This window comes from Streptomyces sp. NBC_00078, assembly GCF_026343335.1.
GTDB lineage: Bacteria > Actinomycetota > Actinomycetes > Streptomycetales > Streptomycetaceae > Streptomyces.
Genome location: NZ_JAPELX010000001.1, coordinates 5015719 through 5030557, shown reverse-complemented (window position 1 = coordinate 5030557; position 14839 = coordinate 5015719). Strand labels below are relative to the sequence as shown.

Genomic DNA, 14839 nt, shown 5'->3' with positions numbered 1-14839 from the left:
ATGCCAGGATGGACGGCATGACGACGATCCACGGTGAGGTCGCGGCTGGGTTCGAACCGGTGCGTGAGGCGTTCGCAGCGAACTTCTCCCAGCACGGGGACATCGGCGCAGCGGTGTGCGTGTACCAGTACGGCCGACCGGTGGTGGACCTGTGGGGAGGCATCGCCGACCCCGAGACCGGTCGACCGTGGACGCGGGACACACTGCAGCTCGTCTACTCGGCTACCAAGGGGGCCACCACGACCGCAGCGCACATGCTGGCCGAGCGTGGTGCGCTGGACCTGGACGCGCCGGTGGCGAAGTACTGGCCGGAGTTCGCCGCGAACGGCAAGGCGGACATCCCGGTGCGCTGGCTGCTGTCCCACCAGGCCGGCTTGATCGCGCTGGACCAACCGGTCCCGCTGAACGAGGCGTTGGACTGGCATCCAATGGCAGCCGCGCTGGCCGCTCAGCGCCCTCTGTGGACTCCGGGCACCGCGCACGGGTACCACGGCCGGACCTGGGGCTGGCTCGTCGGCGAAGTGATCCGCCGGGTTTCCGGCCAGCCGCCGGGCCGCTACTTCGCCGACGAGATCACCGCCCCCCTCGGACTGGACTTCTTCATCGGACTGCCGGCGCGTGAACGCGACCGGGTCAGCCGCATGGTGTACCAGCGACCGGCCGTCGACCTCACCACCGTGCCCGCCGAGTCGGTTCCCGAGGAACTCCGCGAGCAGGTTGCAGCGTGGCGGGATCCGGAGTCATTCAGCAACAGGGCGTACACGGTCACCGACCCCGCCGAGATCGACTTCGACTCGCCCGAGGTACAGGCTGCGGAACTCCCGGCCTCCAACGGCATCAGCACCGCACACGGGCTGGCGCGCATGTACGCCGCGCTGATCGGCGAGGTGGACGGCGTGCGCCTGCTGACCTCGGAGACCCTTGCTTCGGCGACCAAGGAACAGGCCAGCGGGAAGGACCAGGTGATGCTGATCCCGAGCCGGTTCAGCTCCGGGTACATGCTGCCTACCGAGACCAACCCCATGGTCGGCCCGAACTCCTTCGGCCACACAGGCAGAGGCGGCTCGCTCGGCTTCGCTGATCCGAACCACGGCATCGCCTTCGGCTATGCGATGAACAACATCATCGGGGGCCCCAACGACCTGCGTGCGACGTCACTGGTCGACGCGGTGCGAAAGTCCCTGGCGTAACAGCTGGCATCGCTGCGGTCCTTGTCCGCTATCACAGCCACCCCCAGATCCGGAACGGCTCGCCAGCAACGTCGGCGTACGTCGTTACGGTGGACGGCGGCTACGCCGCCAACCGCCGAGTCCCGGTCGAGGTGGCAGTCGGCGGAGTGGAGGCGATGCCGACGACCTCGACCTGGACACCCCATGATTCGAGCGTCCTGGCCGTCTGCACCAAAGTGACCTGCGAGAACGGGAACAGGGTGTCGGCGGTGAGGTCGGTGCCGTCCTTCAGCAGGATTGCGAAGACGACCTTCGAAGGCCGGAAGTCTTCCGGTAGACCGCGCCCTTGCCGGGCCGCGGCCACCTTCTCGGCGAACCGTTCCCTCCCCTCCGGGGAGTTCCGCAGCGTCTGTACGGCGACGAGCGCCTGACTGAAGAGATGGCTCAACGCGTCGGAACCCTTGGCACGCTTCACCATGACCAGGACATCGTCCGGGCTCAGCAGATCACAGATCTCCACGCCGTTCCCGCGGTGCAGCGCGGTCTGCACGTTGTCGCGGTCAAAGCAGACGTACCCGGGCCGCTGGTCCGGCACGCACGCGTTGTAGGTGCGCTCCTTCTCCCCGAGGATCCACGAGGGCAGGTTGACGGACGGGGTGTCGGTGATCAGCCGTTCGGCGTGCGAGCGGATCGCCTTCAGATACTCCTGGTCGATCTCGTACCAGTGCTCGTCCATCAGGAAGAACCGGCGAGAGTCGAGAAACACTTCCGCCTCGATCCACCGGAGCGCGCTGGACGTCCAGATTTCGTCGGCCCGGTTGGCGCGGCCATGCCGATAGAGAGTGACGGTTCCTTCCCGGAGCGCGGCCACGCGGCTGCCCGCATGCTGGATGCGCGCGCGGCAGAGGACGTACTCAAGGTCGAAGTCGTCGGTCGACCGGCCGGCCGCGTCGCTGTTGATCCTGGCCCTGAACGCCCGGGCGGCCATGTAGTCGTCCCAATGGTCGGCGGGGACGGCGACGCTGATTCTCCCGTCGGGCTCCTGCCCCAGGAGGTTGTCGAGGATGGCCTCCAAGCGGGTGACAAGGCTGGGATCGTCGACGGTCACGACGTGTTCGACGAACTCCAGTTCCGGGCTCGGCTTCTCCTCGCGCAACACGCGGGCGATCGCACGGATGTCGGCGATCAGGTCGGCACCCTCCACACCGAGCCGCATGCGCAGGCCGGCGCCGCCCTCGGCACTGGAGATCTTCCCCGGGTTGTCCCGGGAGATGGTGAGCGGGATGTTGTCCAGGTGGCCGCCGAGGCGGCGCACGATCTGCGCGTGCTCGACGATGCCCAGGCTCCACACCGAGGCCCCGCTCGGGATCAGGGTGATGTCGGTGCGCCCTCCACCGGGAGTGTGCGACGCCAGGTCGCGGATCTTCGCGGGGTCCACTCGGCGGGACGCGAAGCTCAGCCCGAAGCGGTGGTCCTTCAGGCGGTCGGGCACCAGGCGGAAGCCCTGGTCGTACCCGATCGCGTACACCTCACCGTCGACGGCCAGCATCAGCAGGCCAGCCGAGCGGTTGACGGACCGTGACACCTCGATACCCGTCGTTCGGAAGATCTCGTCGCACCAGCTCGCCACAGGCTGCTCGAAGCTGCCGGTGACCAGGATCGCCGGTACACCGAGGTTCTCGGGGACGTCGAAATCCGCGTGGACCCTTTCCAATTGGTCCGCGTCCAGGGCGTCGAACATCGAGTCGGCAGTGGGAGGCACGCCCCTGAGCCGGTACAGGGTTCGCTTGGACGTACGGGCCGTCATGGTGCCGCTCCTCATTCTGGTCTTTGCGGACGGTCGCGATAACCGTCCTCGTGGTGTGGTTCTCACGCGTGTCTCCTCCCGGCGGCGTCTCTCCTGGCGCCGATGCGGGTCAGCGGGCCAACAGGGCGACGATCGCCGCGACTTCGGTATGCCACGCGCGGACTTGGTCCTCCGTCGGACCGATCTCGTACTGGTGGTAGTGGCATCCCAGGCAGAGTTGGCTCCACACGGCCTTCGCCTGGCGGGCCGTTCCGGCTTCGGCGCAACCGCGGAGCCAGAGGAACGCGGCCCGCTGGGTGCCCTCCCGAATCGCGCGCGGCGCCCGGTGGGCGATGAGGCGGTCTGCGACCGCGCTCTCCAGCGCCACACGGAGGGCGAAGGCGGCACCTCGACACCGGCTCGCCGCGGCGGCAGCGGACGCAGCGGGTACGGTCGTGGCAGCGGGCGTGGCGGGCTCGCCGGTGTCCGTGAGGAGCAGCTCGGCGGTGTCGAGCAGCTGGCGAATCGTCTGGTTCACGGCCCCTCCTCGGGCTTGCGTACCGTCAGGGCAACGGCCTTGATTTCGTCCACGAACCGCTGGGGGTCCGGCATCGAGGTGCCCGACGGGTGGGCACCCTCCTGGCACTTCCGGATGAGGTCCACCGCCCCGGGGCCGCACCGCCTGCGCAGCTCGCGCTGGACGTCACTGGCCCTCTTCGACGGGTCTCCGAAGAGCCCCAGGGCGGCGATGTCCATCAGCGTGACGGCCCCCGCGACGGTCTTCTCCGCCTCGTGTTCAGCCATCCCCGCCCGGTGCAACCGCAGCCACGCGGCCTCGGAGAAGGCCCGTTCCAGGACGGCGCGGCAGAGGCTGGGCAGCACATGGGTCATCGCGACCGGCGGGAGGTTTCGCGTGCGGATGAGAGCGCGTGCGTCGGCCAGTGCCTGACCGACCGGATCGGTCACCCGGCTCACGGTCACCACGGACCGGCCCGCCCGCTCCACCTCCAGTACGGTCACCGGGAATTCCTGGTTGGTGAAGGCTCGCTGGAGCCGCGTGTCGTGGGTGAAGACCACGACCTGCCGAGTCGCCCCAAGGCCATGCAGCACCTTCGCGAGGCCGTGGACCTTGGCGGGATCCATGGACTGCACCGGGTCGTCGATGACGACAAAACCGAAGGGGCTGTCCGGCGCGGCGGCGCGCGGCAGGAAGAGCGAGAGCGCGAGGGAGTGCAGTTCGCCCTGGCTCATGACGCCAAGGGCCGCCGCCTCGGTGCCGTCGACGGACACATCCATCACCAGCTTGCGCACGGTGGCCTTCTCGCTACCGGTCAGGCGCACAGAACGCAGGTCCACGTTGCTCTGCTGACGCAGTTCCTCCCAGATCCGCTGCGAGTGATCCTCGAACGGCCGCAGCCGCTGCTCGCGCAGCTCGGCACGCGCCTCCTTGAGCCACTTACGGGCCGCCCTGACCTGGCACAGCCGGGGCCTGCCGGCGTACGCAGGCCGGGCCCGGTCGAGCCAGCCCGCCAGGCGGGTGACACAGGAGCGCCACTCCTCGTCGAGCTTTTCCAGCTCCCGCAGCGCCTCGTCGCGCAGCGCGGCGCAGGCGTCGGCGAGGACGAGCGCGGCGGTCTCGGCGCGGGCTGCAAGCCGCTCGGCGTCGTCGATCGCCCGGCACGCCTTCCACTCCTCCCACGGGTCCACGAGCGGGGCGGGCAGCCACGCGGGGACCGGGGTGACCAGGTAGCGGAGGGCGTCCACCGCGTCCCGCAGCCCGGTACGGGCCTCCCGCGCGGTCGCGGCCTCCTGCCGCAGGGTCGCCACCTGTTCGGCGGCCCGCTCGGCCCACGCCTCGTCGAGCGCCCGGTCGGACCCGCACACTGGGCAGGTGTCCTCGTCCTCGTGCCGACGGCTGTGCTCCAGGGCCTTGGCCAGCAGCTCCGCACGCTGGTGGGCGTCCTCAGCGCCCGAGGCACGTACGTCGTCGAGTACGGCGACGGCCTCGCGCAGCCGGTCTACGGCCGCGCCGACCGCGCCGAGGTCAGGTCCGGTCAGCGCGGCGGTCGTCCGCAGTTCACGGAGACGGCCCTCGTCCGCGTCGGGCAGTGAGGTCACGAGGGCGTCGAGCACGACGAAGTCGGGGTCGCCCGCCTTGCCGACGACCGCGAGCGCGCGTACCGCCCGCGGGTCGTCCAGCGCGGACAACGCCTCGGCAAGTACGGGCCGTTCCGCCTCGGCTTGCTTCAGCGCGGAGTCGAGCGCCTTCTCGATGCCCTGGAGCCGCTCGTCCGCGTCGGTCAGTTCGCGGAGTCCGAGGATGGCGGCGACCGAGTCGTACTGCTCGCTGGGCCTGCCATTGAGAACCTTGTCGAGATCCGCGTACGACAGAAAGGGGTTGTAGTCCTTCAGGGCCCGCTCCCACCCGATGTCGGCGAAGGGCCGACGGCCGTGGCCCGGCCGCCTGAACTCGACCTCGGGGGCGGTGACGTCGTCGCCGGACCAGGTGCACGTCAGAGTGGACAGCCGGGGGTCGCCCGCGATGGCGAGGCGGACCTCGACCTTCGGGTCGGCCCCGTCGTGCAGGTTGCGCCAGTGCCGGCGCCACACCTCGCCCCGCTGCTTGTCCAGGCGGGCGGTCCGGCCCGTGAGCGCCGTCTCAATGCCCTCGGCGAAGCTGGACTTCCCCGAGCCGTTACGCCCCACGACGAGGGTGACGCCAGGCTTCGCGGTCAGCGGCAGACGTGCCTTGCGGCCGATGCCGCGAAAGCCGTTGACGCTGATGGAGTCGAGGAACACCCGCTGGTCCGAGTGCGGATCGACGGGGGTAGCGGAGGACTCCGTCGCGGTGGCGCCCAGTGCCTCTCGCAGGAGTGCCCGAGGTTCCTCGGCAAGCGCCGAGCTTTCGAGGCGGACGGTCAGGCGGGAGAGCGTCGAGGAGGCGCCTCGGCGATGATCGACCTGATGGTCAGATGCGTTCGGCTCGCTCTGTTCGGGGTGTTCCGTCATGGTGCTCTCCGCCCTCCGCGGTCGGTTCCGGGGCCGGGCTCGTGCGGTGAGCGAGAGGGGTGAGCCTCTCGCTTTGCGCGAGCCCGGTGTTACGGAACAGACGTTAGAGGCGGAGAAGTTAATCAATTCACGATTTCAGTGATAACCAGGGTTATCAAAAAATCCATGGCCTGAAGAAGCTGTCCTGGAGCACGAGGCGGTGCTGTTCTACCCGGACAACCAGCAGCTTCGCAGTGTCGAGATGGTCGAGCGTCTCGTCGCACACCGTGACGTGATCCACCGGGCCGTCGAGAAGGGCGGCCCGGCGGCCTACGCCGTACGGCACGACCACGCCGAACGCACCTGGCCATGATGGGAGGGCGCCCCTGGTGGCGCCCTCCCGTATGCGTTGCTACTTCGCAGCGGGCGCCCAGAGGGCGGCCACGATCTCCATCTGCTTAAGGACCAGGTCGACCGCCTCGCGCTCCTCCTCCGGCGGGTAGTCGAACATCGCCAGCACACGGCGGATGCGGGTACGGAGCTTCGCCCGGACGGGTTCGCGGGAGAGCCAGTCGACGGAGAGGTTCTTCTGGATGTCCTTGACGAGGGCACGAGCGATCTTGGCGAGCGTGTCGTCGCCGCCCTCCACCGCCTCGGCCATGTCGCGGTGTGCGACGGCGTCGTAGAAGGCCAGCTCCGCGTGGGTCAACGGCGGGTCGAACCGCTCGCCACGGCGGGCCTCCGCCGACACCTCTCGTGCCAGAGCCGCGAGTTCGGCGATCACCTGGGCGCTGGTGAGCTGCTGGAGCATGTAACGCCTCATCAGATCGTTCAGACGCTCGGTGAAGCTCTCGTTGCGGACGACGTTGTGCTTGGTCACCTCGCGCATCTTCTGCTGGATCATGCGGCGCAGGGCCTCGGTGACCAGGTGCGGGGTCTCCGAGTTCTCCAGATTGCGCAGCTGCGCCTCGTTGAGACGGGTGATGTCCAGCCGGCCGATCCCGGCCTCCGCGTACAGGTCGGTGATGTCGTCGGCGTCTACGACCGAGGCCGCTAGGGCCTGCAGGTAACGCTGGACCTCGGCGCTGAGCGGCTCCCCGCTGGCCTCGCGCTGGGCGGCGTCGAGCTTGATCATCCAGGCCCGGACCTCGCTGAAGAAGGAGATGTCACGACGCCAGTCGTCCAGGTCCTCGCAGCGCTCGGCGATCTCTTTGCTCATCGCGCAGACACGGTAGAAACGGTCCAGCCGGGCGGCGCTGTCCTTGAAGCGGACGGAGAGCGGCTTGGCGGGGGGCTCGACCTTGTTGCCCGGGTTCTTCGGATCGCGCAGGAAGTCGGCGGTCAGCCGCAGCGCGCGCTTGCGGGAGTCGGGGCGGCCGGTGTCGGCAAGCCACTCCTTCCAACGGCTCCCGGCCAGAAGCCCCTTGATGGTGGCGATCTCGTTCTTGACCTCGGTGACGGCCCGTTCGATGTCCGCGCCGAGGGTCTGGTCCTTGCGGTCCTGGTCCGAGTACTCGCGCAGGGCCTTGGTGAGGTTGTCGGTGAGGGGCGCGTAGCCGACGAGCAGACCGTCCTGCTTGCCGCGAAAACGGCGGTTGACGCGGGCGAGCGCCTGCATCAGGTTGGCGCCCTGCATCGGGCGGTCCATGTACAGGGTGTGGATGGGCGGGGCGTCATAGCCGGTGAGCAGCATCGAGTGGACGATGAGCAGTTCCAGTTCATCGTCAGGGTCCTTGGCGCGCTTCTGGACGACCTTCTGCTGGGACTTGCGCAGCGAGTGCTTGCGCATGTTCTCGGGGTCGGAGCGGTCGCCGTGGAAGACGATCTTCATGACCCCCTTGTCGACCTCGTCACTGACCCAGCCGGGCCGCCGCTCGGCCAGCGCGTCGAAGACCCGTACGCAGATCTCGCGGGTCGCGCACACGACCATCGCCTTGCCGGGGGCGCCGATGTCGGGTTTGACCAGCTCGCGGCGCTGCTCCCAGTGGGCGATCAGGTCATCGGCGAGCTTCGCTATACGGTCCTGGGCACCGTAGACGGTGTTCATCGTCGTGGCGTACTGGATGGCGCGGCGGCGCTCGGCGTCGTCCATGCCCTCGGTGAGGGTGTTGGCCTGCTCGTCGAGCTTGTTCGGATCGACGCCCTTGGGCAGGTCGACCTTGATGACACGCGGCTCGTGGAACACGCGGACCGTCGCCCCGTCGTCGACGGCGCGCTTCAGGTCGTAGATGTCGATGTACTCGCCGAAGACGGCACGGGTGTCGGCCTCGGCCTTCGAGATCGGTGTACCGGTGAAGGCGAGCAGGGTGGCGTACGGCAGGGCGTCGCGCAGGTGACGGGCGTAGCCGTCGAGGCTGTCGTAGTGCGAGCGGTGCGCCTCGTCGACGATCACCAGGATGTTGCGGCGCTCGGAGAGGAGGGGGTGGGACTTGCCGCCGTCCTTCTCCTCCTTGCTCAGGCCGAACTTCTGGAGCGTGGTGAAGACAATCCCGCCGACGTTGCGTCGTGTCAGCTCGGTACGCAACTCCTCGCGCGTGTCGATCTGGTGAGCTTTTGCCTCCAGCAGGGACTCGCTGTCGAGGAAGGTGTCATAGAGCTGGTCGTCGAGGTCGTTGCGGTCGGTGATGACGACGATGGTGGGGTTGTTGAGCGCCGGGTGGCGGAGGACGAGCGCGGCCGTCTCCACCATCTCCTCCGACTTTCCCGCGCCCTGCGTGTGCCAGACGACGCCGGCCTGGCCGTTCGTCCGCGATGCCTCGACGACGGCGTCCACCGCCTTGTTCACCGCGAAGTACTGGTGCGGCTTCGCGATGCGCTTGCCGGAGAGGGGCTCGCCCGGCTTGGGCGGGGGGAAGTTGACGAAGTTGCGGGTGAGGGAGAGGAACCGCTCCTGCGTGAACAGGCCGTGGAGGGCCAGGTTCAGCGCGTCGAGGCCGTCGTAGCCGGGCTCGTTGGTGTCGACGCGTTCGCCCTCGTGGTCGACGTTCCAGGGCGCGAAGTGCTCGTACGGCGTGAACGCTGTGCCGTACTTGGCGGTTATGCCGTCCGAGACCAGGCACAGGACGTTGTAGCGGAACGCGATCGGGAACTCCGAGACGTACGTCTGGAGTTGGGCGTGCGCCGACTTGAGGGTCGCGTTCTCGTCGGAGGCGCTCTTTAGCTCGACGACGGCGAGGGGCAGGCCGTTGACGTACAGGACGATGTCGAAGCGGCGGTGGCTGCCGTCGGTTTCCCGGACGGTGACCTGGTTGACGGCGAGGTAGCTGTTCGCGTCGGGGTCCGTGAAGTCGACGAGGCGGACGGTGGGGGTCTGCTCGGCGCCGAACTCGTCGGTGTAGGTGAGGCGAATGCCGGTGGTCAGGAACTCGTGGGCCTGTTTGTTCTCCGGGTACGCCTCGCGGGAGGCGGGGTCGGTGGCGATGCGCGTCGCGTCGTGGACGGCGGTGGAGGTCAGCTCCGGGTTCAGCTTCTCGATAGCTGCCTGGAGTTCGTCGTGGAGGATCAGGTCGTTCCAGTCACGGCGGTGACCGGTGCCGGGGGCGAGGTCTTTGCCGGGCTTGGTTTCCCAGGCGAGTTGGGCGAGTTCGTCCAGGGCGAGGTGTTCCCAGGTGGACTCGGTCATTTTGGCGTCGAGGTGGGCGGGGGTGTGCGTGGGCTCGTTGCCGCTTTCGGTGGTCATACGGCGTCCTCCACGATCTTCTCGGCGTCTCGGACTCGGAGCTTGCCGGACATCAGTTGAGGGAGGAGGGCGTCGCGAAGAGTGGCTAGGGTGCGCGATTCGGCCGAGGATTGAGCAGCCCTGCGATGCAGTGGCGAAACAGCCCGCGCAAAATCGGAAATGCTCTGGTCACTCGCCCGGCGGATCGGCATGGCCTTGAAATTTTTACGACTCAGCTCGAGGAAGGTCGACCCGTTAGCCAGACTGATCATTTCTTCCACGCGAGAGCGCATTTCATGAAGCAGCCACCATCGCAGCTCCTCGTTCGGCGGCAGGACGACGATGAAGCCCTGGTTCACCGCAGCGGGAATCTGAGGCAGAGCAAAAGCCCCAATGGTTGCACGGGAGGTCATGAAGATGGACTGCGCCGGATAGAGTTGCGATGCACAGCTTTCTAGTCCCCCACCTGTTACGGTCCTGCCAGTTTCAAACAGATATGGCGCGGACAATGCGGTTACGTCCGTTGGAGTGGTCCAAGCGATCCCTCCGCCCCAGTATTCCTCTGTCGTCGTACTGGGCGTTCCACCACCGGCAACCGTCGCCATCGAACCGAACGTGTCGGGACCGAAGTCCACCCCTCTCGCAGCACTGGCAAATTGTGTGTCCGCAAGCTCAAGGGCTGTGGCCGCAATTTTCTTGTTGACCGCGATCTTATCGTCCAGCACTCCAAGGACCTCAGCGATTTCTGCCTGCTCCGACATGCCGGGGACAGACACAATGAACGCTTCGAATGTGGATTTATTCACGATCGGCGTTGTTGAACCGCTGGCAATTCTCCGAATATCCACTGCCCGATATCGCAACATATAGTAAGCGAAGCCTGGATCAACGACAGACAGATCGGGGATCAGTGCATTAATTTGCTGATTCGTGACAGCAGGCCGCGAGACACATGCAACTTTTCCGGTTGAGAAGCCGATACAGGCGAACAGTACAGATCCAGCGGGTACGAGCCTTCGTCGCATCGTAGCTAGACCATCTTCGGAGAGTCGTCTGCATCCAGAAGGCTCACGGTCTGAGTAGCTCATCTCCGTGGGGGTGACAAAGTCAACCTGGTCTCCCCATGCGTTGTTGTCACCTGTCCGCGGTGTCGTCCCTGTGACGACGCGTCCGAGCTGTCCGATCGTCTTGGTATCCCAGTTGTTCAACTCAACCTCCCCAGCTGCTCCCGCACCACCACATCCAGCCGAGCCGACTCGTCCAGCTGTTCGAACAGTTCCTTCGTCAGCCGAGCGATCCGCTCCCCCACCGGCTCCGCGTCCGGGTCCTCCTCGACCTCCGTCGCCCCCACATACCGCCCCGGCGTCAGCACATGGTCGTGCTTCTCGATCTCCTCCAGCGTCGCGCTGTAGCAGTACCCCGGCACGTCCTCGTATGTAAGGCCCTTGTCCCTCGCCGACTTCGTGCCCCGCCACGCGTGATACGTGTCGGAGATCTTCTCCAGGTCCTCCTCCGTGAGGACCCGCTCCGTGCGGTCGACCATCGTGCCCATCGCACGCGCGTCGATGAACAGCACCCGGCTCCGCCGGTCCTCCAGCGCCTTCGCGCCCTGCGGCGACTTGTCCTTTGTCAGGAACCACAGGCAGGCCGGGATCGCCGTCGTACGGAACAAGTTGCCCGGCAGCGCGATCATGCAGGAGACCAAGTCCGCCTCGACCATCGCCGCGCGGATCTCGCCCTCGCCGGACTGCTTTGAGGACATCGAGCCGTTGGACAGGACCACGCCCGCGCTGCCCCTGTCCCCCAGCTTGGAGACGATGTGCTGGAGCCAGGCGTAGTTCGCGTTCGACTGTGGCGGAACCCCGTACCGCCACCGCCTGTCGTCCGTCTTCCGTGCCCAGTCGGACATGTTGAACGGCGGGTTGGCCATCACGAAGTCGGCCTTCAAATCAGGCAACTTGTCGTCCGCGAACGTGTCCGCCCAGCGGTCGCCGACGCCCTTGGGGTCCATGCCGTGGATGGCAAGGTTCATCTTGGCCAGGCGCCAGGTGCGCTCGTTGGCCTCCTGGCCGTACACCGCGATGTCGTGCGTATGGTCCTTGCCGCGCCGCTTCGCGACGAACTTGCCGCTCTGCACGAACATGCCACCCGAGCCGCACGCCGGGTCGTACACCCGCCCCTCGTACGGCTCCAGCACCTCGACGATCAGGCGGACCACGCTTGCCGGGGTGTAGAACTCGCCGGCGAGCTTGCCCTCTGCCCTCGCGAAGCGACCAAGGAAGTACTCGTACGTCTCGCCCAGCACATCCTGTGCCGGGCGGTCGCCATGCCCCGTGAAGCGCGCGTCGCTGATGAGGTCGACGAGTTCCTTCAGGCGCTTCTGGTCGACGTTGTCGCGGTTGAAGATCTTCGGGAGGACACCGGTGAGGGTCTTGTTGGCCTTCATCACCTCGTCCATGGCCGTGTCCAGGAGCGCGCCGACACCGCCCTCCGCGCTGGCCGCGTTCTCGGAGATGTGGTCCCAGCGGGCGGTCGGGGGCACCCAGAAGACGTTCTTCTCCGTGTACTCGTCCTTCTCCTCAAGGAAGGCCGCCCGGCGGTGCTCGGGGATCTGGGCCAGCTCGGGATCGGCGGCCAACTCCTCGCGGCGTTCGGTGAAGGCATCGGAGACGTACTTCAGGAAGACCAAGCCGAGCACGAACTCCTTGTACTGGGCGGCGTCCATGGAGCCGCGGAGCTTGTCCGCGGCCTTCCACAGGATGTCCTGGATCTCCTTGGTGCTGGAGACACTGAGCAGTTCGCCCTGTCCGGCGGCTGCCGCGGCTCGCTTGCGGGGAGGCATCGTTCCTTCTTCCGACTCGTCAGTGGGTGGGTGTGGATGGGTTACGTACGGTTGCTGGTTCGGGTTTCGCCGAGGGTGAGGGTGCCATCGGCCAAGCCCGCGATCGTCAGGTGGCGAGCCTCGGCAAGGGCGTCAGCCTGGGCGCGCAGCAGGCGTTCCCGGCGTTCGGTCTCGGCCAACAGGGCGTCGAAGCGCAGCACCTCGTCCGGGTCCAAGTCAGGGAGCTGGTACTCCTCAATACGGCGGGCGGCGCGCACTGCGCTGGGGCTGCGGGCGGTGCCACGGGCCGCGCCGAGCAGGGCCGCGAGGACCCGGGGGGTGAGCGGGCGGGTGGCGTCGGCGTTGACGCGAAGGACGCGGGCCGGGAACGCGACGACCGAGAAGCCGTCGTGGTCGACGTACACGCCGAGGCGGGGGGCGAGGGTGTAGACGACGTCACCGGGCTCGGTGAGCGCCACCCGTTCGTACGCCGTCGCCAGCAGCAGACGGTCGATGCGGCGGTCACCCACGGGTCGTTCGCCGGTAATCTCCTCGGGACCCAGGACGGTGTGGTGGCCGTCTCGGGTGAGCTGCTTCTCGTCGATACGGTGACCGGGGAGGCGTGTCACCCTGCGTGCGTTGATCAGCTTGCCGAGGGTGGTACGCCTGGGCAGGCGACCGACCCTGCGCATTACGGCCCCTCGGTAAGGGCCTCGCTCGTCCTCGTACGCGCGAGTGTCCGCCGTCGCGCGCTCCAGACGGGCCTCAGCCTCGGCGATCAGGGCGGGGCGTTCGGTGACCTTGTCGGACCAGATCGCGGAGGCGGGCGGCGCAGGTGGGGTCAGGGGACCGCCGAAGGCCCGGTCCAGGTCGGCGACGGGGACCACACGGCCGTAGCGCGGGTCGTGACCGTCGAGTCCTCGGAAGCCTTCTGCCCGCCAGAGGAGGACGTCCTCGGCGAGTCGCATGCGCACAGCCGGCGTGAGCTGTTCCGAGCTGATGTCGGCCAGTAAGACCATGCCCTCCGCCTCCCGGACGGGACCGCGTGTGAGCGTCCACAGCGCGGGACGGTAGCCGGGGCGGAAGGGCAGGACCCCGCCGGGAAGCGCGATGACCGACTCGACGATGTTCTCGCGCAGGAGGGCCGAGCGGAGCTGGGCGGCCTCGGTGCTCTTCAGTTCGTCGACGAGCGCGTCGGCCGGTCCGAGGACGAGGGCTGTGCAGCCGGGGCGGAGGAGGTAGGCGACGCGTTCGAGCTCCGTCAGGGCGGCGAGTACCGAGCGGTCCTCGCCCGGGCGATACGGGAGCTGGGTGACGACGATGTCCGGGTCCGCGAAGCGTTCCTCCAGGTCGGAGCCGGTCTGCACGTCCAGGTCGAGTTCGCTTACGCCCGCCAGCAGGAAGCGGCGGCGGGTGATGCGGGTGAGCCGGTCGTCGGGGTCGGCGGCGAGGACGGTGACGCGGTCGCGGTCCTCCGTGTCGTCGAGGAGCGCGGCGAGCAGGTCGCCGGCGCGGGCGTGCGGGTCGGCGAGGGTGAGGGACTCGCCTCGCTCAAGGCGGACGCGGAGGTCGGTGAGCTGGGTGAGCAGGCTCCGCAGCTCCGGGGTGACAGCGTCGGCGGCGAGGGAGTCCAGCCCGAGCCGGGAGCGGGCTGCGAGCAGCCACTCGTACGCGCCGCGCTCGTCGTAGGCGGATTCGACCAGGTCTTCGGCGAGGCGGGCGAGCGGGGCCGCCGTGGCGTCGATCGAGCGAAGCTCGCGGAGTACGAAATCGTCCTCCGCGTCGATCCGTTCGGCTCGGCGCAGCAGCGCGGACCAGAGGACCTCGTCGGCTTCGGCGTCGGGCGGGGAGGTTGGGGAGACGTTCGCATTGTCGGCCAGTGGGCGGCCGTCGAGCCGGCGCAGGCACAGCAAGCTGCCCAGCGTCTCGACCAGCTGCCACGGCGTGAAACGGTCCCGCAGCGCGATGATGCCGAAAAGGGCCAGCTCGGATCGGAGCTCCTGCGGGGCGGCGTTGCCAAGGCCGGAGGCGATCAGCCAGTCGGTCACCTGCACGCCGTCGAACAACGGCCGTCCCGAGTTCTCGGACATGGCGGCGGGGAAGTCCGAGTGGCGTCGGCGCCAGGTGGACACGACAGGGCGCTTCACCCGGGCGAACGTCGCGATGTCAGACATCGACACCAGGAGGGGCAGCGGCCCTGGGAAGCGAAGTGCTGGGTCCGGCAGACCAGTGACCACTGTGCGCATCCCTCCCCCGCTCATCTATCGTCGCATCAGCCGCTTCGGCAACCAGGCTGGGCCTCGTCTCACGTCACGGCTCCGCTTGCAGCGGATTCCCGCCCGACGCCACAAGACGATACGCCGACCCCGGCAACGCGAGTGCAGCTTCATTTGATAATGGTGGTTATCAGTACCTGG

Annotated in this window: 9 protein-coding genes; 2 read left to right on the top strand and 7 right to left on the bottom strand. The window is 67.9% G+C overall.

Features of this window, described 5'->3' with window-relative positions:
- The first annotated feature begins 17 nt into the window (after window positions 1–17).
- Window positions 18–1190, top strand: coding sequence for a serine hydrolase domain-containing protein (locus OOK07_RS23570; RefSeq protein ID WP_266798295.1), 1173 nt, complete (start codon window positions 18–20; stop codon window positions 1188–1190).
- A gap of 100 nt (window positions 1191–1290) precedes the next feature.
- On the opposite strand, the gene OOK07_RS23565 is transcribed toward OOK07_RS23570, so the two are convergent.
- From OOK07_RS23565 to OOK07_RS23555, 3 genes are all read right to left on the bottom strand, one after another.
- A complete protein-coding gene (locus OOK07_RS23565) occupies window positions 1291–2976 on the bottom strand; it encodes a TIGR04141 family sporadically distributed protein (RefSeq protein WP_266798293.1) in 1686 nt (561 codons plus the stop codon).
- A gap of 109 nt (window positions 2977–3085) precedes the next feature.
- On the bottom strand, window positions 3086–3493 hold the full coding sequence (locus OOK07_RS23560) for a hypothetical protein (protein ID WP_266798291.1): 408 nt from the start codon (window positions 3491–3493) through the stop codon (window positions 3086–3088).
- Window positions 3490–5964 (bottom strand): AAA family ATPase, encoded by a 2475-nt coding sequence (locus OOK07_RS23555; protein ID WP_266798289.1) that lies wholly within the window; start codon window positions 5962–5964, stop codon window positions 3490–3492. The genes OOK07_RS23560 and OOK07_RS23555 overlap by 4 nt, the downstream gene beginning before the upstream one ends.
- A 199-nt stretch (window positions 5965–6163) precedes the next feature.
- Here OOK07_RS23555 and OOK07_RS23550 point away from each other — a divergent pair, with 199 nt between their 5' ends.
- Window positions 6164–6316: a hypothetical protein gene (locus OOK07_RS23550; protein WP_266798287.1), complete on the top strand. Its 153-nt coding sequence runs from the start codon at window positions 6164–6166 to the stop codon at window positions 6314–6316.
- A gap of 39 nt (window positions 6317–6355) precedes the next feature.
- Here OOK07_RS23550 and OOK07_RS23545 read toward each other — a convergent pair whose 3' ends face one another.
- The 4 genes from OOK07_RS23545 to OOK07_RS23530 are packed head-to-tail and all read right to left on the bottom strand — an operon-like array spanning window position 6356 to window position 14596.
- A complete protein-coding gene (locus tag OOK07_RS23545) occupies window positions 6356–9622 on the bottom strand; it encodes a type I restriction endonuclease subunit R (protein WP_266798285.1) in 3267 nt (1088 codons plus the stop codon).
- On the bottom strand, window positions 9619–10809 hold the full coding sequence (locus OOK07_RS23540; protein WP_266798284.1) for a restriction endonuclease subunit S: 1191 nt from the start codon (window positions 10807–10809) through the stop codon (window positions 9619–9621). The genes OOK07_RS23545 and OOK07_RS23540 overlap by 4 nt, the downstream gene beginning before the upstream one ends.
- Entirely contained in the window at window positions 10806–12443 is a 1638-nt protein-coding gene (locus OOK07_RS23535; RefSeq protein ID WP_266798282.1) for a class I SAM-dependent DNA methyltransferase, read from the bottom strand. The genes OOK07_RS23540 and OOK07_RS23535 overlap by 4 nt, the downstream gene beginning before the upstream one ends.
- A 41-nt stretch (window positions 12444–12484) precedes the next feature.
- Window positions 12485–14596, bottom strand: a complete 2112-nt coding sequence (locus tag OOK07_RS23530; RefSeq protein ID WP_266798280.1) for a hypothetical protein — start codon at window positions 14594–14596, stop codon at window positions 12485–12487.
- Window positions 14597–14839 lie beyond the last annotated feature (243 nt).

Coding starts and splice junctions, on each gene's coding strand:
- OOK07_RS23570 (WP_266798295.1), top strand. CDS start 18: ATGACGACGATCCACGGTGAGGTCGCGGCTGGGTTCGAACCGGTGCGT.
- OOK07_RS23565 (WP_266798293.1), bottom strand. CDS start 2,976: ATGACGGCCCGTACGTCCAAGCGAACCCTGTACCGGCTCAGGGGCGTG.
- OOK07_RS23555 (WP_266798289.1), bottom strand. CDS start 5,964: ATGACGGAACACCCCGAACAGAGCGAGCCGAACGCATCTGACCATCAG.
- OOK07_RS23545 (WP_266798285.1), bottom strand. CDS start 9,622: ATGACCACCGAAAGCGGCAACGAGCCCACGCACACCCCCGCCCACCTC.
- OOK07_RS23535 (WP_266798282.1), bottom strand. CDS start 12,443: ATGCCTCCCCGCAAGCGAGCCGCGGCAGCCGCCGGACAGGGCGAACTG.
- OOK07_RS23530 (WP_266798280.1), bottom strand. CDS start 14,596: ATGTCTGACATCGCGACGTTCGCCCGGGTGAAGCGCCCTGTCGTGTCC.